Raw genomic sequence first — 21,422 nt, forward strand, 5'->3', positions numbered from 1 at the left:
GCCCGCGGGACGGGCGGTTCGCCCGAAGGTAAGCTCGCGCCATGTCCCGCCTCGTCGCGCGCCCTGCCGTTCCAGACGACTACGAGCACTTCGCCCGGCTCTTCGTGGAGCTCGACACGGGCAATCCCGTCCTGCCTCGCGACCGCTGGGAGGGCGCCATGGCCAGGGACACGCTCTTCCTCGAGGAGGCGCGCGGCGCGGCGCGCGGCGAGGTGGTGGCCTACGCCTATGTCCAGCCGCTGCGCGGGATCGGCTACGTGCGCCACGTCGTTGTCGCGCCGCCCCACCGCGGCCGGGGCGTCGGGGGTGCGGTCATGCAAGCGATCGCCGCGCACCTCCACGGCCGCGGCTGCACGCGCTGGTGCCTCAACGTGAAGCCGGACAACACCGCTGCCGTGCGGCTCTACCGGAGCGTCGGCATGGAGCACGCCTACACGATGACCACGTTCCAGCTCGCCTGGGATGCCGTGGCTCGCCTCCCGCGCCCATCCCGCCCGGTGGTCGCCCGCCCGGCGCAGCCGTCCGACGACGCCGCGCTGGAGGCGGCGTTCGCCCTGCTGCCGGGCCAGGTCGCCGAGGCCCGCGGCCGCGGCGGCCTCGTGCTCCTCTGCCTGGTCGACCCAGCGGCGCCGGACGCGCCGCCGCTAGGGTTTGCCAGCTTCGACGCTTTCCTCCCCGGCGCGTTTCCGTTCCGCGTCGCCGCGCCCGGGCTCGCCGCTCCCCTCCTCGACGCCCTTCGCCCGCACGCCCCGCGCGAGCCCGGGGCGCTCCTCGTCACCGTCGAGGACGACGACGCGCTCGTCTCCGCCCTGCGCGGGGTCGGCGCGGCCGTGCAGCTGGTCGGCGCGCACTTCCGCGGCGAGATCCCGCGCGACGGCTGACCCGCGCAGGCCGCTTGCCCTCGCCGCGACGCCGCAGTACCGAGCCGGCCATGAGCCCACTTCCCGGCCTCCCCGGCGACTTCCTCGCGGCCCTCGCGCGCGAGCTCCCCGCGGATCTCCTCTCGACCGACGCCGCCGATCTCGCGACGTTCGGCCGCGACTGGACCAAGGTCCACGAGCCGAGGCCCTCGGCGATCGCGCTCCCGCGCTCGACGGACGAGGTCTCCCGCCTCCTCCGCCTCTGCTCCGAGCACCGCGTCCCGGTCGTGCCCTCGGGCGGGCGCACCGGGCTCGCTGCCGGCGCCGTGGCGGCGAAGGGCGAGCTCGTCGTCTCGCTCGAGCGGATGCGCAAGATGGGCCCCGTCGACGTGCTCGGCGCGACCGTGCGCGTCGAGGCAGGCGCGGTGACCGAGGCGGTGCACCAGCACGTCGCGCCGCTCGGCCTCACGTGGCCGGTCGACTTCGCCTCGAAGGGGTCGAGCCAGGTGGGCGGCAACATCGCCACGAACGCCGGCGGCGTGAAGGTCATCCGCTACGGCCTCACGCGGCAGTGGGTGCTCGGCCTCACGGTCGTGACCGCGAGCGGCGCGGTGCTCGACCTGAACGGCGCCCTCGAGAAGAACAACACGGGGATCGACCTGCGCCAGCTCTTCATCGGCAGCGAGGGCACGCTCGGGATCATCACCGAGGCGACGCTCAAGCTCACGCGCGTGCCCGAGGAGCTCAACGTGTTCCTCTTCGCGGTGCCGGACCTCGCCGGCGTGCTCGCGCTGTTCCGCGAGGCCCGCATGGGGCCGTTCGTGGTGATGGCCTACGAGTTCTTCACGGAGAAGTGCCAGGCGCGCCTGCGCCGGCACCGGAACGTGCGCATGCCGCTCTCCGCGCCGTCGGACTACTACGTGCTCATCGAGGTCGAGCGCGGCGAACCCGAGGCGCTCGACGCCTGGATCACCTCGCTGTTCGAGCGCGGGCTGGTCACCGACGGCACGCTCGCGCAGCACTCGACGCAGGCCGCCGAGCTCTGGACCCTGCGCGAGGGGATCAGCGAGAGCCTGTCGGCGACCGGGCTGCCGCACAAGAACGACGTGTCGCTCCCCATCCAGGAGCTCGAGGGCTTCTGCTCCGAGCTGGAGAGCCTCTTCGAGGCCCGCTATCCAGGGTGGGAGATCGCCCTCTTCGGTCACATCGGCGACGGCAACCTCCATATCAACGTGATGAAGCCCGACAGCCTCACCCGGGAGGAGTTCCTGCAGCGCACCCACGATGCGGATCACGCCATCTTCTCGCTCGTGAAGAAGTACCGCGGCAGCATCTCCGCCGAGCACGGGATCGGCCTGCTCAAGAAGGATTACCTGCCCTACTCGCGCTCGGCCGAGGAGCTCGCGATCATGCGGTCGATCAAGCGCGCGCTCGACCCGCTGAACATCATGAACCCAGGCAAGATCATCGACGTCTGAGCGCGCCCCGGGCTGCCCCTCGGCAAAGGCACCTCGCCGCCCGCCGCTGAAAGGGCAAACGGCGCGCTCCGACCCGGACACAAGCCGTCCTTCTCCGGATCTCTCGAAGTCCCCTCCTCGTGGTTGCGTGCGCGGCCGCGCTGGCGCGCTCCGCGTCGCCCCGGGGTGGCCTCGCGGTCATACTCCCTCGCGAGGCGTATGGGGCTGCTCGACTGGCTCAGGCGAAGGCGTGGTCCTCAGGCCCCGACGGAAGCGACGCTCCCGCGCGGCGACGCGGCGGAGCCGCCCGTGCCCCCCTCTGCGGCAGCGACGGATGCCCCGAGCCGCCCCGAGGCGACAGCGCCGTTCGCGCCTTCGAGGACGCGCACCTGGAGGGTCCAGGGGTACCGGGTCGAGGCGGATCTCTCGTGTCAGGCGCTCTGCCTCTCCGTCCCGGCCGAGTACGAGGCCGAGGAAGGCGAGCCCGAGATCTTCCCCACGCTCCGGGCGGCGCGGCCCCCGTCGAGGATGGTCTCGACCGCGATGCTCGCCCAGAAGGCCAAGCAGTTCGACGATGGCCTGATCGCGGCGGTCGAGCTCGCCGCCCAGCACGGCGCCGGGCGGCTGCGCGGCAAGGCGTACCTGCTCGAGACATGGCTCGCGTCGCTGGCCCACGGCTCGCCCGCGGTCCCGGCCGCGCTGCTGCTCTCCGCGGCGCGGCTCGGCGGGGTCGCCAGGGCGGCGCCGCCCGCGCTCGCGGCCGACGTCGCGCGCCTCACCGACGAGTTCCTCGCCGACGAGCTCCGCTCGAAGCCGCTCGGGATCTACACGTGGAGCGAGCCGCTCCGGCGCGTCTTCCAGCAGGACCGGCTGCTCCAGGCGCCGCTGCGCGATCCCGGCCAGATCGAGGCGCTCGCCCGCGTCCTCCGCGAAGAGGCCGCCGCGCGGACCACGTACGAGGCGGTGCTCGCCCTCGCGTCGCGGCTCACGGGGGCGCTGGCGACCCCCGATCTGACGTCCGTGCTGCGCTCGCTCGATCGCGGCCAGGTCGAGGTGGGGCGCGCGCACGCGATCTTCCCGCCGTCGCGCTCCGTCGAGGCCGATCTGACGGTGAGGCTCCTCGGCGACAGGTCCATCCCCGAGGGGTTCGACCTGATCGGCGAGCTCGCGGCGCGCATCCGCGACGGCAGCGTGGACCTCCGCCCCACCGCGGCCTCGGGCTGGTACGACATCCAGACCTGGGCGCTCGAGCCGCTCGTCGCGCCCGGGCGCTCGCCGGAAGCGTCGCGGCTGTCGTTCGAGCGGAGGTACGGCGAGCTCCTGCTGGAGCTGTTCAAGGGCGTCCTCGCGCTCACGCGCGAGACGCACGTCAAGCAGCTCGCGGTCCCGCTCCTCGGCTGCGCCCCGCCGGCGCTGCGCCGCCGGCCGAGCGTCGTCATCGACGTCCTGCCGGAGCTCTCCGCCGAGCCCACGGCGTCGTATTTCCTTCGCCGCACGCTCGGATACCGCTTCGTGCGCCGGACCCTCGAGGGCACGTTCGGCGAGGAAGCGCTCGCCCGCATCATGCGCCTCACCCCCGAAGGGCCGGTCGAGCTCCCGCTCTCGGACGAGCTCGCGCAGGTCGAGGGGCTGTTCTTCGGCGCGGCCGCCGCGGTCGCGGGCGATCTCGGGATGTCGCTCGACGAGGCCATGGATCCGGCGTTCCGCGACGCCTGCGCGGTCGTGGGCGTCCTGCCGGACCGGGACGGGTCGCTCGGATCCGGGCGCGGGCGCGAGCACGACGCGCAGGCGTTCCGGCGCTGGATCGCGCGGGACGACCGCGACGTCGGGCGGGACGCGCGGAGGATGGTGCCCGTCTTCCACGACCTCGAGCGCCAGAAGACGAAGGCCTGGGTCTTCCTGGGATGGAGCGCGCAGCGCGTGCTCGTGTCGTTCCGGACGCCGCCCGTGGTGAAGGTCTTCGCGCCGGACGGCCGCGAAGCGTCGACGCCCGAGGTGGACGTGCGGTTCGGCGCCCTCACGCACGACCTGGCCTACCCCGTGATGGCCGAGGTCTACGTGGACCGGCTGCTCGACCGGGACGAACTCCGGGCGCTCTGCGACGAGCACCGCACCCGGAGCGCGATCCTGGCGGCGCTCGGGGGCCGCGGCGGCAGGAGCGCGCAGCGCGGCGACGCCCACCCCGAGACGCCGCGCCGGCGGGCCTGATCCTCGGTCGAGGGGGCCGGCCGGAGCGCCGCCGCTCGCGCGCCCGCGGCGCCCGCCGCCGCAGCGCTGGTCGATCCGCTTCGTGGTAGAACCGCGGCGCCGCTCGGCAGGAGGCGCTCGCCGTGGCCTCCTGGAGCCTCCAGCGGCCTGAAGCACCGCGTGAACACCCACATACCCAGCGCCTGACCGGCCCGGACGACGGTGGCCGATCAGCGGAAGGAAGAGACGATGACCCTCGACGAATCCAGGCTATCGCACCGGTTCACCGAACGAGGCGGAGTCCGCCTTCACTATGTCGAGGCTGGCGAGGGGCCGCTCGTCGTGCTCCTGCACGGCTTTCCCGAGCTCTGGTACTCGTGGCGGCACCAGATCCCGGCGCTCGTCGAGGCGGGCTACCGCGTGATCGCGCCGGACATGCGCGGCTACAACCTCTCGGACAAGCCCGCGGGCGTCGCGGCGTACGCGATCGACGAGCTGACCGCCGACGTGGCGGCGCTCATCCAGGCTGCGGGCGCGGAGCGCGCCGCGGCCGTGGTCGGCCACGACTGGGGCGGCGGCGTCGCCTGGGCGTTCGCCATGCGGTATCCCGCGCTCCTCGAGCGGCTTGTCATCCTCAACTGCCCGCACCCCGCGCGGCTCCTCGCCGCGTTCCGCACGGCGCGGCAGCTCCGCAAGAGCTGGTACATGTTCTTCTTCCAGCTCCCGAAGCTGCCCGAGCTGCTCGCGCAGCGAAACGATTACGCCCTGTTCCGCGCGTCGGTGCAGGAGGATCCGCGGCGGCCGGGCGCGGTGACCGACGAGGATCTCGCCCGTTATCTCGAGGCGTGGTCGCGGCCCGGCGCGCTCACGGCCACGATCAACTACTACCGCGCCGCCTTCCGCCCGAGCAGCATGCGCGACCTGGGCAAGTCGCCCCGCATCGACACCCCCGTGCTGGTGATCTGGGGCGAGCACGACCGCTACCTCGGCTCCGAGCTCGCCGCGCCGGATCCGGAGCTGGTCCCGAACGCTCGAGTCACCCGTATCCCCGACGCGAGCCACTTCGTGCACTACGACCGGCCCGAGAGGGTCAATCAGCTCCTCCTCGAGTTCCTCCGGTGATGCCGGCCTGATCGCGCCCCGCCGCGCCTCGGCGCGGCGCAGCGCGGCCTACACGCGCAGCGGGAGCGGCGGCAGAGCGCTTTTCCGGCGCCACGGACCCGTTTGACACGGCGTGGCTGCCGATCGAACCTCGCGCTCGATCATGCTCCGCCGCATCCCTGATCGGAACATCTGGCTCATCTACGGCGCGATCTTCCTGCTCGGGCTCGCGTACGGCATCGCCATCTCGCTCACGGCGGTGTTCCTCGACGCGCGCGGGTTCAACAAGCGCGACATCGGGCTGCTCGCGTCGTGCTTCGCGCTCGGCATCGTCCTGCTCTCGCTGCCGATGGGCGCGCTCATCCGCCGGTTCTCGGCGAAGGCCACGCTGGTCATCTCGCTGGCCGGGTACGCGGGCGCGGTGGGCGTCTTCCCCTTTCTGCCGGGCTTCGCCTCGATCGCGGCGGTGCGCTTCCTCGACGGCGCCTGCTCGGTCGGCATCTGGGTGAGCTGCGAGACGATCCTGCTCGCCCGGTCGGACAAGGACAACAAGGCGTTCGTCACGAGCCTCTACGCCGTCGCGATGGCGCTCGGCTATGTCCTCGGCCCGCTCTGCGCGAAGGGCATCGTCGCGCTCGCCTCGATGCCGTCGGCGTTCGTCATCTCCTGCGTGATCTCGGCGCTCTCCTCGCTGCTCGTGCTCGCGCGCCTCGACCGCGACCCGCCCGAGGCGCTGGCGCACGGGGAGGCCGGCGCGCCCGAGGGCGCCGAGCCCGCGGCGTCCTCCGCGTCGATCCTCTGGCGCATCAAGACCGCGTGCTTCGCGACCTTCGCTTACGGCTATTTCCAGGCGTCGGTCGTGCTGTTCCTCCCGCTCTATCTCATGGCCTCGAAGGGCGTCACGCTGGATCAGACGATCCTCATCCCTGCCTTCTTCGCGGTGGGGATGCTCTCGTTCACCAACGTCTTCGGCCGGATCGGCGATCGCCGCGGGCACCTGGCCCTCATGCGCGTGCTCGGCGCGATCGGCACGCTGATGATCCTCGGCTTCGTGTACCTCGACCAGTACACGGCGATGTGCGTGGCGGTGTTCATCGCGGGCGCGACGCTCGCGTCGATCTCGCCGCTGAGCCTCGCGCTCCAGGGCGTCGTGACCGCGCCGCGCGACTACAGCCGCGCCAACTCGATTTACAACGTCTTTTACGCCGCGGGGATGCTCCTCGGCCCCCCCGCGTCGAGCGCCCTGTACGAGGCCGCGGGCGGGGTCGCGATGCTCTACCACCTGGCGGCGCTGTGGGCCGCGTTCGTCGTGTTCACGATCGTCTTCTCGGGCGACGACCCGGCGTCGCGGCGGGGCGAGCGGGGCCGGCTCGAGCTCGCCGCGTGAGGCGCTGACTCGAGGCGCTCCCGTGGCCGAAGACCACGAGTCCGACCTCGAACGTCAGCTCCGGGAGCTCGCCGGCGCCCACCGCCGGGCCGCCGCGGATCAGTAGAGCACGCGTGTCCGGATGCTCGTCTCGAGCGCCCCGATCCGCCGGCTCACCTCCGCCGACACGTCCTGCGACAGGTCCATGATGAGGTAACCGATGTTGGCGTCCGTCGAGAGGACCTGGCTGTCGATGTTGGCGTTCACGTCCGACACGATGCGGTTCACGTCGCGGAGCACGCCCGGCACGTTGCGGTGGACGTTGAGGATGCGGTGCGTGCCCTTGAGCGGCGGGAGCTCCACGTTCGGGAAGTTCACCGCGCTCGTCGTCGCCCCGGTGGTCACGAGCTGCGTCAGCGCCCGCGACACTTCCCGGCCGATGGACTCCTGCGCCTCCTCGGTCGAGCCGCCGATGTGCGGCGTCAGGAGCACGTTCGGCAGCTTCTGCAGCTCCGTGTGGAACCCGTCCGAGTTCGACTCCGGCTCCTCCGGGTACACGTCGATCGCCGCGCCCGCGAGGTGCCCGCTCCGCAGCGCCTCGGCCAGCGCCGGGATCACCACGACCGTGCCGCGGCTCGCGTTGAGCAGGTACGAGCCCTTGCGCATGTGCGCGAGCTCGGCGGCGCCGATCATGTTGTGCGTGTCCGGCGTGGCCGGCACGTGGAGCGAGACGTAATCCGACTCCGCGAGCAGCGCCTGCAGCGTCGGCAGGGGGCGGTTGTTGCCCATCGGGAGCTTCTGCGCGATGTCGTAGTAGACCACGCGCATCCCCATCGCCTCGGCGAGCACGCCGAGCTGCTGGCCGATGTGGCCGTAGCCGATCAGGCCGATCGTCTTGCCGCGGACCTCGTAGCAGGCCTTCGAGACCTTCTTCCACGTGCCGGCGTGCACCTCGCGCGACCGGTCGCCGATCTGCCGGGCGAGCACGATGCACTCGGCGATGATCATCTCGGCGACGCTGCGCGTGTTGCTGAACGGCGCGTTGAACACCGGCACCCCGCGCCGGTTCGCCGCGTCCAGGTCGACCTGGTTCGTGCCGATGCAGAAGCAGCCGATGGAGAGCAGCTTGTCAGCCTTCTCCAGCACGCGCGCCGTGACGTGCGTCTTGCTGCGAATGCCGAGCATGTCGACCCCCGCGAGCGCGGCGATGAGCTCGTCCTCCTTCAGCGCAGAGCTGCGCGTCTCGATCTCGAACGACCGCGATCGAAACAGCTCGTGCGCGCTCTGGTGGATGTTCTCCAGCAGGAGCACCTTCACGGGCTCCTTCACGGCAGGGGGTGTGGTCTGAAACTTGGTCGAAGAGTGCGTCATGGGCTTCATCCGTCAGGGCCACCTCTACTACCGCAACTTGGCCCGTTTGCATCTCGGATCCGATCCGGCGCGACCGCAATGGGTCGCCGTCCGCGCGCCGTCCGCGCGTCGTCCGCGCGTCGTCCGCGCATCCGTTGCGCGCGGCAAAGCGCCGCGCCTCCCGCCGAGCGCGCCGCAAAGGAGACGCCTCGCCCGCCGCAGGCTAGATTGCGACCCATGCGCCACCGCAGCCACGCTCGACTCTGTGCCTTCATCGCCGTCGCCGCGCTCGCCGCTGCCTCCGGATGCAAGGAGAGGCCCAGCCCCGGCGGCCCCCCGCCGCCGAGCGCGACGAAGGTCCCCGATGCGCCCCCGACGGCCTCGACGATCGAGACCATGCCGCCCCCCGTCCCGCCGCCCTCGAAGGGCGCGCTGATCGAGGACGAGCGCAACACCATCTCGGTGTTCCGCGAGGTCGCGCCCGCGACGGTCTTCGTGACCCAGAAGCGCCTCGTGGTGGACCGCTTCTGGGGCACCGCGGTCGAGGTGCCCGCCGGCTCGGGCTCGGGCTTCGTCTGGGACGCCGACGGGCACATCGTCACGAACTTCCACGTCGTGGACAACGCGCAGTCCCTCGTGGTCCGGCTCCAGGGGGAGAAGACGTTCCCGGCGAAGCTCGTCGGCGTCGAGCCGCGCAAGGACATCGCCGTGCTCAAGATCGAGGCGCCGAAGGAGATGCTCAAGCCGATCCAGGTCGCGCCCCTGCGCGAGCCGCTGGAGGTCGGGCAGAAGGCGATCGCGATCGGCAATCCCTTCGGCCTCGACCACACGCTGACGACCGGCATCATCAGCGCGGTCGGGCGCCCGGTCGAGGGCGTCGGCGGCGTGACCATCCGCGACATGATCCAGACCGACGCCGCCATCAACCCCGGCAACTCCGGCGGTCCGCTGCTCGACTCGAGCGGGCACCTCATCGGGATGAACACGATGATCTTCTCGAAGACCGGCTCGTCCGCCGGCATCGGCTTCGCCGTGCCCTCGACGACGATCGCGCGGATCGTCCCGCAGATCATCAAGACCGGGAAGGCCGAGACGGTCGGCCTGGGCATCCAGCTCGACCCGGCCCACCGCCTGGAGCGGCGCAACGGCATCCGCGGCGTCATCGTGATGGGCGTCATCCCGGGCGGCCCCGCCGACAAGGCCGGCCTGCGCGGCCTCTCCGAGGGCGACCGCGGGCTCGTGCTGGGCGACGTGATCGTCGGGGTCGACGGCACGGCGGTCGACGACTACGACGCGCTCTACAACGCGCTCGACACCAAGAAGCCGGGGGACAAGGTGAAGGTCGACCTGCTCCGGAACGGCCAGAAGACCACGGTCGAGGTCGCGGTCGAGCTCCTCACCTGAGCGGCGGCTCCCGCGGGGGCGTCGGTCGAGCGCGACCCGCCCCCGCGCGAGCATTCCCGCGCGCGGGCGGGCAGCGCGATCAGGCGAGGAGCTCGTCGATGAGGCCGCCTTCCAGGCTCTCGTCGCCGAAGTCGTCGAGCGGGCCGCCCTGGCCGTTGGTGCAGCCGACGGCCGCGCCGATGGTGTTGAGCAGCTTGTTGTTGGTGACCTTCATGTCGACGAACTGGCCGGTCCTCAGGTAGCCGGCGGCGCCGCCGGCGAGGATGTACGGGACCCTCGAGTAGGAGTGGTACTTGTCGGCGTTGTCGTTGAGCCACACGGCCACGCCGTGATCGAGGAGCGTCCCCGAGCCGAGCTTGTAGGACGAGAGCCGGTCGAGCAGGTGCTTGAACATCCGAGCGTGGATCCGGTCGATCTGGTGGTGCAGCTCCTGGGCGCCCTCGATGGGCGGGCCCTCCGAGCCGTCGCTGTCGATGCGGTGCGAGATCTTGTGGTAGCTCTTCTGCCGGACGCCGTTGATCGTGTACTCGGTCCCGTCGTTGCCGTCGCCCACCTGGAGCGTCGCCGCGCGCGTCACGCCGCACGCCATCGCGAGCGCGATGATGTCCATCTGCATGCGCGCGACGGCCTCCACGTTCTCGTTGGCGCCGGCCCGCGGGGAGAGCGCCTCCATCTCCGCGACCTGCTCCGGCGGGAGCCCGCAGGCGAGCGTGACCTCGAGGTCGCGGATGCTGTCGAAGTGGAGCTCCAGCCGCTCGCGGTCGCTCTTGCTCAGGTCCTTCCGGCGCATGAGCGCCTGCATGTCCGCGCGGACCAGGTCGTTCACGCTGGCGCGGCGGTCGGCCAGCGCCTGCTTGACCCCGTCGTCGACGCCGCCGAGCCCGAAGAGCTTCTGGTACGCGTTGAACGGGTTGCGCTCCGCGGCGCGCAGCTGCTTCGGCCCGCGGTACGAGAGCACCTCGTTGATGTAGCCGGCCATCCTGCCCGCGTAGAGCGTCAGCGGCTCGACGCCTGGTGCGTTGAGCTGGGTCGCGATGCGGTTGTCGATCGACTCGCCCATCGCGAGCGACTCGTTGCCCGACGGGTCGTCCGACACGCGCGCCGCCGTGAGGCACTGGTTGCCGCCGCCGGAGTGGCCGCACCCGTTGCCCTGGAACGCGAAGCGGACGCCGCGCACCATGATGAGCTTGCTCGCGTGGTCCTTGAGCTCGCTCACCGCCCGGTCGCTGTCCTGCGCCATCGACTCGGCGGTCAGCGCGCCGGTCTTGCTGGGCCAGAACATCTCGGGCTCCTCGTCGCCGACCGCCTGCGCCACGCCGTTGGCCTGGCGCATGAAGATCGCGAAGGGCGGCACGTCGCCCGCGCCGGCCGCCGCGCGCCGCGGCGCGAAGGTCTCCAGGAACGGGAGCGCGACCGTGACGCCAAACAGGCCTCGAAGCACACGTCGTCGGGTGATCATTGCGCCTCCGCGGGAACGCGAGCGAGGAAGGAAGCGGACGAGACGATCTGGAGGATGAGGTCCTTGGTCGAGGCGCCGCCGCGGGACGCCTCGGCGAGCTCGCTGATGAACGCCTGGTCCTTCACGCCGACGTCGCGGCCCTCGGCGAACGTGACCCAGCGCTTCGCGTAGCAAGCATGCGCCTCGCTGCTCTCGGCGAGGAGCTGGCTGAACTCGATCGCGTCCGCGTAGCTCCTCGGCTGGCCGCCGAGCGTGTAGACGTCCGCGGAGTTGACCTCCGCCCCGTTGTCGGTCGTGCGGTACTTGCCGATCGCGTCGTAGCGCTCGAAGGCGAACCCGGCAGGGTTGATGAGCGCGCCGTGGCACGACGCGCCGCACGTCCCCTTCCCCGTGTGCGCCTCGACGCGCTCGCGGTTGGTCGCCTTCTCGCCCGGCGGCAGCGCTGTCGCGTTGTCCGGCGGCGCCGGCAGCGCGGCGCAGAGGATCCTCAGGTTCACGAAGACGCCCCGGTGGATCGAGTCGGGCTGCCGCGCCGTCGCCTTCGCCGCGAGGAAGCCGAGGCGCGTGAGCAGCCCGGAGCGCTCCGCGTCCTTGAGCTCTACCTTGGTGAATTCGTTGGAGAAGTCGCCATCGACCCCGTAGACCGCCGCGAGGTGGTCGTTCACGAACGCGGTGCGCGAGGTGAGCAGGTCGGTGAGCCCGCCGCCCTCGTCGAACACGACGTGCTCGACGAAGAGCTCCGCCTCGCGCTGCATGTCGTCGCCCATCTCGGGGACGAACTCGGGGTAGAGCGCGGTGTCCTTGTTGAGGTCGTGGTACATCTTGTAGTCGTAGAGCTGGCGGTGGAACGCGCCGACGACCTCGCGCGCCCGCGGGTCCTCCAGCATGCGCTCGGCGTAGGCGCGGACGGCCTCCGGGGTCGAGAGCTCGCCCGCCTTCGCCGCGGCCAGGAGCTCGTCGGAGGGCATCGTGTTCCACAGCAGATACGCGAGCTTCGTCGCGATCTCGTGGCCGCTCAGCGGGATGAGCCCTCCCTTCGCCGGCCCGGCGCCGACCTCGACGCGGTAGACGAAATGGGGTGACTGTAGAAACGCCTCGAGCGCCGCGCGCACGCCCGCGGCGAACGGGTCCTCGCCTTCGAAGAGCTCGGCGCCGCGTTGGAACAGGGCGAGGTACGCGGCCCGCTCCTCGGCCGTGAGCGGGCGCCGGAACGCGCGCTCGCCGAACCGCTCGACGAACGCCTGCGCCCGCGCCTCCGGCTCGGCCGGCAGGTCCGCGGTCAGGAGCCGGCCGAGCTTCCCCTCGTCGGCGGCCACCATCGCCGCGAGCTCCTCGGCGGCGCGCTGGTAATCGCCCCAGAGCCCCGGGGTCACCAGGAGCGCGGCCTCGTTGTTGTCGAACACACCGCCGAGCGGATCGGACGTGAACGAAGCCGAGAGACCGGGCCTGTCGTCGAGGCGCAGGAGATCGCGCACGGTGTTCTCCCACTGCGCGTGGCTCAGCCGCGGGAACATGCTGCGCTCGGCGACCTGCGCCTCTGCCGCGCCGCCCGGCCCGACCGCGCCGCCCGGCTCGACGCCGTCGTCCGGCAGCGGGTCGCCCACGGCGCCCGTGCACCCCGCGAGCAGCAGCGCCGCGGCGCCCACCCCCGCGCCGAGCCGCCGCCACCGCGGGAAGCTGGTCAATCGACAAGCCAATGAGAACATCGAATTCTCCTGATAAGCAATCTGATCATGTTATGAAGGAAGGACACTTTACTAACAAACCAAAAAGACATCGGTTCGCCGGATTCCGCGCCGCGACCGGCGTTCGCCTCAAGCACATAAATCCAACAGCACCGGGCTCACGATCTGGCGTGTACGGCCTCCGATGAACGCCGGATACGGCAGGAGCTCTCGATGGCTCGCCGCTCCTGTCGGGGCGGGCGCGGTGTCGCCGGGGTAAGTTCGCTGTTGCTGCCGAGCAGCGGTTTCAGCAGGCTCCCCTCCATGCGCCCCCCTCGCCTCCACCGCTCCGCCTGGTCCGCGCTCGCGCTCGCGTCGCTCGTCTCGCTCGCCGCGTGCGAGCGGCGGGCGGCGCCGCCCGGGGGCGGCGCGGCGGACACCGGGCTGCAGGCGCCGGGGGCCGCGCCGGCCGCGAGCACGGCGGTCTCCACCGCGCCGGCCGCGCCGGTCGCGGTCGAGTACCTCGAAGAGGTCACCGGCGGCGCCGACAGGGGGGAGGCGCTCCCCCTCGTCGTCGCCATTCACGGGCTCGGCGATCGGCCCGAGTCGTTCGCGGGCCTGCTCTCGGGCGCCGACTTCAAGGCGCGCCTCATCGTGCCGCGCGGGCTCACGCCGTACCACGACGGCTATTCGTGGTTTGCGCTTCAGCAGGCGCTCGGGAGCGACGACGTGGGACAGGGCATCTTGCGCGCGGCCGGCGCGCTCGCGGCGGCGCTCGAGCGGCTCGCGGCCGAGCGGCCGACGCGGGGCAAGGCCGTCGTCACCGGCTTCTCCCAGGGCGGCGCGCTCAGCTTCGCGCTCGCCCTGCACCACCCGCGCGTCGTCGGCGCGGCGTTCCCCGTCGGCGGCTGGGTCCCCCCCGCGGTGCTGCCCGGCGCGGGCGCGGTGGATCCGGCGACTCCCGCCCTGGTGGCGCTGCACGGAGAGGCCGACCGGCGCGTGCCGATCGGACCGACCCGTGACGCGATCGCGACGCTCAGCAGGCTCGGTGTCAAGGCGAGCCTGGAGGCCTATCCGGACGTCGGCCACACCGTGAGCGCCGAGATGCGGCGCGATCTCGTGCGGCTCATCCGCGGCGCCATCGGCGAGATGCGCTGACGGCCGTCTACCACCCACCCGGAGGGAATCGAGACCTGCGGGCGCCGCGGCCACTCTTCGCCAGCGGCGCGCTGTCCCTCCATGCGTGGCCCATGCGCGTCCGCATTGCCCGCGCGCGGAGCCTACCCTACCTCACGAGGCGGAATGACCCCCGACCATCCGGCTCGCCTGGAGCGCTGGCTCTGCCACCCTTATTTCTTCAGGGCTGTCCTGCTCCTCACCGCCGTCCTGGCGGCTCCGTCCATCGCAGTCGGCTTCTACGCCGATGATTACCACTTCTTCGCCTTCCTCTCGAAGAAGTACCCGGGCTCGCCGCCCTGGTACGACCTCTATCGCTTCCTCACCGGCGACGCGCGCACCACGCAGGCGCTCATCGAGATATCGGGGGTGCCCTGGTGGACCGATCCCGAGCTCAAGATCCACCTCGTCCGGCCGCTGGCGAGCGCGCTCCTGGCGCTCCAGCACGCCCTCTTCGGCGACGCGCCGCTCCCCTATCACCTCGTCTCCATCGCGCTGTACCTCGCCCTCGTCGCGGCCGCCGGCAAGCTGTTCCAGCGCGCGCTGCCCGGGGCGACCGGGGCGCTCGCGCTGCTGATCTTCGCGATCAGCGCGGCGCACGCGAGCCCGGTCGGCTGGATCTCCTGTCAGCACCTGCTGCTCGGCGCGCTCTCCGTGGTGCTCGGGCTGCTCGCGTGGCTCCGTTACCGCGAGGAGGGATGGCGCCCCGGGCGGTACCTGGGTCCGCTCGGCCTCGGCGTCGGGCTGCTCAGCGGCGAGGTGGCGCTCGGCGGGGCAGGCTTCTGGGTCGCGTACCAGCTCGCCGGACCGGCGCCGCGCGGCAGCGCGGGCGGGTGGCGCGCCCGGCTCGTCAGCGCGCTCCCGGTGCTGGGCCTGCTCGCGTACTTCGCCGTCTACAAGGCGGTCGGCGGCGGGGCCGCGAGGACCGCCGCGTACATCGAGCCCCTCTCCAACCCGCTCGGGTTCGCGGCCGCGGCGGCCGAGCGCCTCCCCATCCTGCTCGGCCACGCGCTCGCGACCATCCCCAGCGAGCTCGGCACCGCGCTCCCGAGCGGCCCCTTCATCGCCGCCGGGCTCGCGGCGGTCGCCGGCGCCGCGCTCCTCTACCGCGCCTGCCTGCCCTCGATCCCCGAGGCGGAGCGGGTGGCGCTGCGCTGGCTCGCCCCCGGCGCGGTGCTCGCGCTCCTCGTCACGGCCGGCGGCTTCCCCGGGTCGCGGCTGCTCCTGCTGCCGAACGTCGGGTTCGCGCCGCTGCTCGCGGCGCTGGTCGTGCACGGGCTCCGGCGCGGGCCGGCGCGCGGCGCCGCGTCCCACGCTCGCCGCGCCGGCGCGGGCCTGCTCGGCTTCGCGCACGTCGCGCTCGCGCCGCTCCTGTTCCTCGTCGGCACCCGCACGAGCGCGGGCATCGCGCGCAGCGTCGAGGAGATCGCCCGCACCGCGGAGCTCGACGCGCCGCCGCGCAAGCGCGTCTTCATCGCCGCTTCCTCGGATCCCATGGCATCGACGTACCCGGCGGCGATCCTCGTCATGACCTCTCCCGAGGCGCTCTCCTGCTGGTCGGTCCTCTCGATGACCAAGGCCACGCACCGGCTCACGCGCACCGGCGCGTCGTCGCTCGCCCTCGCGCCCGTCGAGCGGACCATGCTCACAGGGATGTTCGAGACCCTGTACCGATCGCCGGAGGCGCCGCTCCGCGTGGGCGACGCGATCCGCCAGTGCGACGCCACGATCCGGGTCGCGGCCGTCGAGGGCGGGAGGCCGACGCGGATCGAGGTCGAGTTGGGGACGCCGCTCGAGGATCCGGAGCTCGTGCTGCTGACGTGGCGCGACGGGCGGCTCCGCCGCGTGGCGCCGCCGGCGGTCGGCGAGGAGCTGGAGCTCCCGTGGTCCATCGGGCCGACCGGGTTCTTCTGAGCGGCAGGTTATCGCGAGCCCGCGTGCGGCGCGTCAAGGCAGCTTGCACACGTAGGGTAGCTCGGCGTCGCAGGGCATGTCGTTCCAGAGACCGTCGGCCCAGCTCGCCAGCTCCACGCAGTGCTCTCCGTCACCAGCGTTGTTCGGCTCGCCGCCGGCCCAGCGTTCGTGGTCGGTCGGCGTGCCGTCGATCCACGCGAAGTCCCCCTCGGAGGCCGCATCGGTGAGGCCGATCCACCAGTCGCCCGGCTGGATCGCGTCGGCGCCCGAGACCACGAGATCCTGCGCCTCCCCGTCATGGATGGACACGAGGTGCCCGCCCTGCGCGATGCAGTCGAGCTCGGCGGCCTCCCACGAAGCCGGCACGAAACAGAACGCAAGGGAGCCGCCGTCCGGAAGCGGCTGCGGAGCGCAGTGCGGACACGAGCGATCGTTATCGTTGTCCACGCGCCCGTCGCAGTCGTTGTCGATTAGATCGCACAGCTCGGGGGCGCCCGGGTACACGGAGGGATCGCTGTCGTCGCAGTCGTCCCCGCAGCCGGACGAGAGGTCGCCGTCCGCGTCGAGCCCCGAAGGATCGACGCAGACGAGCGCGGTCCGCACGCTGGCGGGACGGTCGTTCAGGAAAGCGACGATCGCGTCGATGTGCGCGCCGACGTCATCGGGACCCACCTCCCTGCGCGGATCCTCGAGCACATCGGCCCAGACCTGGGCGCGCACCTCCTCGACGGCGCTCACCAGGCCGAGCTCCGAGACGCGCTCGATCACGCGCTCGAACGCAGCCGCGAGCGCCTGCCGGCACGGCGGCGAGGCGGTACACATGCGCTGGAGGCGCGCGTCGCCGCCGAAGGGGTACAGATCGTCGTCGAAGGTCTGGTCGAGGCCCCAGGGCAGGAAGGTCCACCGGCCATCGTCGGGGCGCCGCGCGATGAAGTAGTTGTTGAGCTTCCAGGCATAACCGTCCCAGTGGCCGAGGAAGGTCTCGGTGGCCGCGAACGCGAGGTAGCGATCCATGTCGATGACCTGCGACGCCTCCGTGAGGAACGTGTCCGGGTCCGTCATGCCATCGAGCGCCTCCGCGAGCTCGGCCAGGTCGGCGAACGCGATGTCGTCGCCGTTGTCCTGGTCGAAGGTCTCGATGAGCCAGGGATCGAGATCGCTCCCGTAAGCCCCCTCGTAGAGGTTGCCCTTGTGGCCGCCGAGCCATCGATCCAGAAAGCGTGGGTTATCCGGTGACTCCACGGTGGTATACAGGCCGTAGAGCGAGCCGTTCACCCAGACCGTCGCGTGGGCCGAGCGCGACGCGGGCACGTCCATCGCGCGGAACACCGCGTAGGCCAGGCGCTCGTGGATCATGCTCGGGTCCTGGACCATGTTGTTGAGCGCGAGCTTCTCCACCCCGAACAGGGTCTGGTCGTCGGTGAACTCGCCGAATTTCAGCAGGAATGCAGCCTTCTGCTCCAGGGTCCGGGCCGAGCCGTGAACCCCCTTGAGCCGCACGCCGATGTCGGAGAGCTCTACCACCTCGCCGTCCATCGTCACCTTGAGCTGCCCCGGGACATACTCGTCGGGCGTGGCGTCGAGCTGCTCGATCGACGCCCGCGACAATGTGATCTCGAACCGTGGGATGCTCGCGCCGGCGAAGAGCGGCTCTGCCGGATCGGGAGGCGGCGGCTCCTCCCCGCCAGAGCCGGCTCCTCCGCCCGCGCCGCCGAGGCCGCCGGCGCCGCCGCCGAGGCCGCCGAGGCCGCCGAGGCCGCCGGTGCCGCCGGCTGAGCCCCCGACACCGCTGCCGCTCGGCAGGGGCTCCTCCGCCGCATCGCCGCACGCTGCGAGCAGCGCAAAGGACATCGCTATCAGACCGGTCCAGCTCCAGAAACTTGCCGATGACTTTCTCACGCTCCTCCCCTTTTACAGTGGGTTCACGCTCCTTGCACGCATTCCCGGATTCACCGCGCGCATTGTCAGGCCGAGAGGCCGAGAGGCCGAGAGGCCGAGAGGCCGAGAGGCCGAGAGGCCGAGAGGCCGAGAGACCGCGCGGCCGCCGTCAGGCGCAGATTGCGGTATACCGGGTACAAGGTGCGCGCGCGGGGCCGCGATGATCGCATTCCGTGCCTCGGTCAATGGAACCAAGGGTTGCGCCGCCGGCTGGCTCTGGTGCTCCGCGAGGCGCCGGACAGGGACGAAATGGACAGGTCAGCGACGCCCCGCGATCACGGGACAAAGGCGATGTCGTCGACAGACATATCGAACACGGTCGACTTCGCCGTGTGGAACTCCACCGAATAGGCGTGCGCAGCATCGAACGCGGCAGGCGCCGGCACGCCCCAGCCGTCCGTGCTGAGGGCCGCGAACATGACCGTGTACTGGGCCCACTCGGTCGTGATGTCGAGTCCCTCGCCGAAGTGGTCGCCGCAGCCGGAGCCGGCGCACACGCCGCCCTCCAGATCGGTGTTGCGATCGGGGAAGTTCACGTAGATGTGCGTCGGGGCCGTTGCCTTGGCCCAGAACGTCAGGCCCGAGTACGCGGACGCGTCGTAGCTCAACTTCGCGCCCCCCGGGGCGAGGTTCAGGTCAAACCCCATCCCGGCCCCCCTCGTGACGAAGCCGCTCCCCGCGACGTGGGCGGCGTACATGCTCGGCTCGTGCCCGGGCGAGACAGGCACGAACGGCCGGCCTGGCAGAGGAGATTGCGTGCCGCCCCGGGTGCCGTCGTTGTACGTGTACCAGTTGCCGACACGGTCCTTGCACCGGACGATCGCGCCGTCGCCGTCCTCGAGGTCGTCCAGGAGCGCCGTGCAGGGAGGCGGCTCGGCCCCCGCGTCCGGTTCACCAGCGCCCCCGGCACCCCCGGCGCCCCCGGCGCCACCATCGAGGCCGAACGGATCGGGGTCGTACTCGCCGGATGAGATCCCGAGGACGAGGCCACATCCGCTCGCGAGCGCCGACGCGCAGAGGCCGAGAAAGAGCGTCTGGAGACGCATCAGAAGCTGCCTCGCACGAGCGCGCCGCCCACCACGGGCGCCAGCCCGATCGACGCGCCCGTCGCCGAGCTCTTCGCCGTGAGCCACAGCACGCCACCGCCGGCGATGGCCGCGAGGCCGACGCCGAAGACCACCGTCGCGACGTTCGCGCGCGCCACGGCGCCGTCGCGGATATCCATGCCGCGCCGATCGCAGCGGTCGCCGTTGCAGAAGGCGCTCGACTCGTCGAACCTCGACTTCGCCGCGAAGGCGAGCGCCGTCCCGACGCCCACGGCCACGACCCCCGCGCCTCCCGTGACGAGCGCGAGCGTGCGGCGCCCGTCGCCCGCGCTGGCCGCCTCCCTCGACGCGGGGTCGTCCTCGAGCGCGCGCACGACCAGGGTCGAGGTCGCGCCGCCCGGCCCGACCTCGACCCGCGCCGTCCACGCCCGCTTGCCCGGCGCGCTCGCCGCGACGACATGGGTCCCCGGATCGACCGGCATGGGCACGCCCCACTGGCCAGGGCCGACCGGCGTGCCGTCGCGCTTCACCTCGAGGCCCGACGTGCTCGCGGCCTCGACGACCACCGTGAGGTGGGAGACCTTCGGCCGGACGGCCGCGGCGCGCTCGCGCGCCTTCGCTTCCTTCGCCCGATCGCCGCTCGCGTGCACCCGGGCGGCGACCTCGAGGAATTGCGCCCACGCGGAGGCCGTCTTGCCGACCCGCTCGTAGCAATCGGCGAGGAAGTAACGGGTGTTCACGCTGTCATACAGGCGAAGGCTCTCCTCGTACCTGGGGCAGGCGCGCGAGGGCTGGCCAGCGTCGATGAGCGCTCCCGCCTCCCTGAACAGCGCCACGGCGCCCGCCTTGTCCTCGGCCCTCGCCGCGCGTCCCCCGGCGATCGCCGTCGTGAGGCCGACGCCGAGCGCGCAGAGGCGCGCGCCCCACCGGCGTCCACCCTTGACTCGGCCCCTCGTCTGCAGCGGCACCATCGCCCCCGCGAGGGTATCAGAAGACATCGCGCGAGAAGGGGTCGGCGCTCGGGGCGCGCTTCACGGGCGGCGGGGCGCGCTTCGCAGGCTGAGCCGAGCCGCTCGGCTTCGCGGCCGCCGGCGCGGCGGAGGCCGTCGCGCGCGCCTCCGGCTGCGGCACCTCGGCCGACGCCGCGGGCGCGGCGCTCGGCGGCGGCACGGCGCTCGCCGAGTGCTCGATGGCGACCCCGACGGCGACGGGCGGAGCGGCGCTCGGCTGCGCGGCGCGAGGCTCCGCCAGAGCGGCCTGATCGCCCTCCGCCGGCGCGATCTCCCGCTCGGCGTGGCGCGGCCGGCTCCAGAGGAAGAGGCCGGTGCTCACGACCGCAAGGCCGAGCCCGATGGCGATGGGGAGGGCGCGCCGCTCGCGGGACGCGTGCTTGCGGGTCGTCGTGCCGACCGGCGCGATCGTGAGCGCTCCCCCCTCGAGGGGCACGGCCGCGGCGGGGACGGCGGCCACGGCCGACGAGGCCAAGGGAAGAACGCCAGGCTGCACGGCCGCGGCCGGCAGCGAGCCGCGCAGCGCGACGAAGAGGCGCTCCGCGGCCGACCGCACGTGCGGCGGCGCGAAGGGCACGAGCGCGAGCGCGAGATCCGCGATCGTGGGGAAGCGACGGTCGCGATCCCGCGCGATCGCCGCGAGGAGCACCTGCTCCAGCGGCTCCGGGATGTCCGGGCGCAGCGCGCGCGGCCGCAGCGGCTCGCCCTGAGTGACCATGTAGACGAGCTGCGCGAGCTCCTGCGCGACGAACGGCGTCCGCCCCGTGAGCAGCTGGAAGAGCACGACGCCCAGCGAATAGACGTCCGCGCGGCCGTCGACGTCGCTCGCGGAGCGGAGCTGCTCGGGGGACATGTAAAGAGGCGAGCCGAGCATTCCCCCGACCCGCGTCAGCGCGTGGTCCTCCGCGTGCGTCATCTTCGAGATCCCGAAATCGAGCACCTTGATGCACGGCGAGCCGTCCGCGTTCCGCGTGAGGAACAGATTGCTCGGCTTCACGTCCCTGTGGATGATGCCTTGCGCGTGCGCCTCCGCGAGCGCCTCGCAGACCTGGAGCACGAGCTCGATGGCGACAGGCACCGGGAGGACCCCGCTCTCGGCGAGCACGGCGGCGAGGTCCTTCCCCTCCAGGTGGTCCATCACCAGGTACGGCGCGCCGTTCTCCAGCGTGCCGACGTCGGCGACACGGACGACGTGCCGGCTGCGAATGCGCACGGCGGCGCGCCCCTCTCTCAGGAAGCGCTGGAGGATCTCCGGGTCCCGCACGTACCTCGGCAGGAGCACCTTGATCGCGACGCGATCGTCGAGCGCGAGGTGGCGCGCAGCGACGACGAGCCCCATGGCGCCCCTGCCGAGGACGCTCTCCACGCGGTACTTGCCGAGGAGGACGTCTCCAGGGGCAATCGTGTACTCATCGGGGCTCGACATGGGCAGCGCAGGGTGACAGACGGGCATCCAATATGCCACGATGAGCGGTTTTTGCAATTCCACC

15 protein-coding genes are annotated in these 21,422 nt (G+C 72.1%); 8 read left to right on the forward strand and 7 right to left on the reverse strand.

What is annotated here, in order from left to right; translation table 11 throughout:
• The first annotated feature begins 41 nt into the window (after window positions 1-41).
• The 5 genes from WME85_RS25920 (at window position 42) to WME85_RS25940 (ending at window position 6,992) form a co-directional block, all read left to right on the forward strand.
• Window positions 42-881, forward strand: a complete 840-nt coding sequence (locus WME85_RS25920) for a GNAT family N-acetyltransferase (protein ID WP_437842023.1) — start codon at window positions 42-44, stop codon at window positions 879-881.
• 50 nt (window positions 882-931) lie between these two features.
• On the forward strand, window positions 932-2,338 hold the full coding sequence (locus WME85_RS25925; protein ID WP_437842025.1) for an FAD-binding oxidoreductase: 1,407 nt from the start codon (window positions 932-934) through the stop codon (window positions 2,336-2,338).
• Window positions 2,339-2,626: 288 nt separating this feature from the next.
• Window positions 2,627-4,525 carry a hypothetical protein gene (locus WME85_RS25930; protein ID WP_437842027.1) on the forward strand — a complete coding sequence of 633 codons (1,899 nt, stop codon included), beginning with the start codon at window positions 2,627-2,629 and terminating at the stop codon, window positions 4,523-4,525.
• A gap of 228 nt (window positions 4,526-4,753) precedes the next feature.
• Window positions 4,754-5,626: an alpha/beta fold hydrolase gene (locus tag WME85_RS25935; RefSeq protein ID WP_437842029.1), complete on the forward strand. Its 873-nt coding sequence runs from the start codon at window positions 4,754-4,756 to the stop codon at window positions 5,624-5,626.
• 112 nt (window positions 5,627-5,738) lie between these two features.
• Window positions 5,739-6,992, forward strand: a complete 1,254-nt coding sequence (locus tag WME85_RS25940; protein ID WP_437842030.1) for an MFS transporter — start codon at window positions 5,739-5,741, stop codon at window positions 6,990-6,992.
• Window positions 6,993-7,091: 99 nt separating this feature from the next.
• Here WME85_RS25940 and serA read toward each other — a convergent pair whose 3' ends face one another.
• Window positions 7,092-8,351 (reverse strand): phosphoglycerate dehydrogenase, encoded by a 1,260-nt coding sequence (gene serA / locus WME85_RS25945; protein WP_437312138.1) that lies wholly within the window; start codon window positions 8,349-8,351, stop codon window positions 7,092-7,094.
• 207 nt (window positions 8,352-8,558) lie between these two features.
• On the opposite strand from serA, the gene WME85_RS25950 reads away from it, so the two are divergent.
• The gene (locus WME85_RS25950) at window positions 8,559-9,725 is read left to right on the forward strand and encodes a S1C family serine protease (RefSeq protein WP_437842032.1); all 1,167 of its coding nucleotides are present in this window, start codon (window positions 8,559-8,561) and stop codon (window positions 9,723-9,725) included.
• Between the two features lie 79 nt (window positions 9,726-9,804).
• Here WME85_RS25950 and WME85_RS25955 read toward each other — a convergent pair whose 3' ends face one another.
• Window positions 9,805-11,166, reverse strand: a complete 1,362-nt coding sequence (locus tag WME85_RS25955; RefSeq protein WP_437842034.1) for a DUF1552 domain-containing protein — start codon at window positions 11,164-11,166, stop codon at window positions 9,805-9,807.
• 14 nt (window positions 11,167-11,180) lie between these two features.
• Window positions 11,181-12,869, reverse strand: coding sequence for a DUF1592 domain-containing protein (locus WME85_RS25960; protein ID WP_437842036.1), 1,689 nt, complete (start codon window positions 12,867-12,869; stop codon window positions 11,181-11,183).
• A 303-nt stretch (window positions 12,870-13,172) separates the two neighbouring features.
• On the opposite strand from WME85_RS25960, the gene WME85_RS25965 reads away from it, so the two are divergent.
• Both WME85_RS25965 and WME85_RS25970 read left to right on the forward strand, forming a co-directional pair.
• Entirely contained in the window at window positions 13,173-14,006 is an 834-nt protein-coding gene (locus WME85_RS25965) for an alpha/beta hydrolase (RefSeq protein ID WP_437842038.1), read from the forward strand.
• 144 nt (window positions 14,007-14,150) lie between these two features.
• Window positions 14,151-15,938, forward strand: a complete 1,788-nt coding sequence (locus WME85_RS25970) for a hypothetical protein (RefSeq protein ID WP_437842040.1) — start codon at window positions 14,151-14,153, stop codon at window positions 15,936-15,938.
• A gap of 33 nt (window positions 15,939-15,971) precedes the next feature.
• On the opposite strand, the gene WME85_RS25975 is transcribed toward WME85_RS25970, so the two are convergent.
• The 4 genes from WME85_RS25975 to WME85_RS25990 form a co-directional block, all read right to left on the reverse strand.
• The gene (locus tag WME85_RS25975) at window positions 15,972-17,789 is read right to left on the reverse strand and encodes a CotH kinase family protein (protein ID WP_437842042.1); all 1,818 of its coding nucleotides are present in this window, start codon (window positions 17,787-17,789) and stop codon (window positions 15,972-15,974) included.
• 362 nt (window positions 17,790-18,151) lie between these two features.
• A complete protein-coding gene (locus WME85_RS25980) occupies window positions 18,152-18,922 on the reverse strand; it encodes a hypothetical protein (protein ID WP_437842044.1) in 771 nt (256 codons plus the stop codon).
• The gene (locus WME85_RS25985; RefSeq protein WP_437842046.1) at window positions 18,922-19,920 is read right to left on the reverse strand and encodes a hypothetical protein; all 999 of its coding nucleotides are present in this window, start codon (window positions 19,918-19,920) and stop codon (window positions 18,922-18,924) included. The genes WME85_RS25980 and WME85_RS25985 overlap by 1 nt, the downstream gene beginning before the upstream one ends.
• Window positions 19,910-21,358: a serine/threonine-protein kinase gene (locus WME85_RS25990; protein WP_437842047.1), complete on the reverse strand. Its 1,449-nt coding sequence runs from the start codon at window positions 21,356-21,358 to the stop codon at window positions 19,910-19,912. Before WME85_RS25990 ends, WME85_RS25985 begins: the two co-directional genes overlap by 11 nt.
• Between the last annotated feature and the right edge of the window lie 64 nt (window positions 21,359-21,422).

The organism is Sorangium sp. So ce1153 (assembly GCF_051521595.1).
Lineage (GTDB): Bacteria > Myxococcota_A > Polyangia > Polyangiales > Polyangiaceae > Sorangium.

Bases quoted from the DNA above. Each gene is read 5' to 3' on its own strand.
- WME85_RS25920 (WP_437842023.1), top strand. From the start codon at position 42: ATGTCCCGCCTCGTCGCGCGCCCTGCCGTTCCAGACGACTACGAGCAC.
- WME85_RS25925 (WP_437842025.1), top strand. From the start codon at position 932: ATGAGCCCACTTCCCGGCCTCCCCGGCGACTTCCTCGCGGCCCTCGCG.
- WME85_RS25935 (WP_437842029.1), top strand. From the start codon at position 4,754: ATGACCCTCGACGAATCCAGGCTATCGCACCGGTTCACCGAACGAGGC.
- serA (WP_437312138.1), bottom strand. From the start codon at position 8,351: ATGAAGCCCATGACGCACTCTTCGACCAAGTTTCAGACCACACCCCCT.
- WME85_RS25950 (WP_437842032.1), top strand. From the start codon at position 8,559: ATGCGCCACCGCAGCCACGCTCGACTCTGTGCCTTCATCGCCGTCGCC.
- WME85_RS25965 (WP_437842038.1), top strand. From the start codon at position 13,173: ATGCGCCCCCCTCGCCTCCACCGCTCCGCCTGGTCCGCGCTCGCGCTC.
- WME85_RS25970 (WP_437842040.1), top strand. From the start codon at position 14,151: ATGACCCCCGACCATCCGGCTCGCCTGGAGCGCTGGCTCTGCCACCCT.
- WME85_RS25975 (WP_437842042.1), bottom strand. From the start codon at position 17,789: ATGTCCTTTGCGCTGCTCGCAGCGTGCGGCGATGCGGCGGAGGAGCCC.
- WME85_RS25980 (WP_437842044.1), bottom strand. From the start codon at position 18,922: ATGCGTCTCCAGACGCTCTTTCTCGGCCTCTGCGCGTCGGCGCTCGCG.
- WME85_RS25985 (WP_437842046.1), bottom strand. From the start codon at position 19,920: ATGTCTTCTGATACCCTCGCGGGGGCGATGGTGCCGCTGCAGACGAGG.
- WME85_RS25990 (WP_437842047.1), bottom strand. From the start codon at position 21,358: ATGTCGAGCCCCGATGAGTACACGATTGCCCCTGGAGACGTCCTCCTC.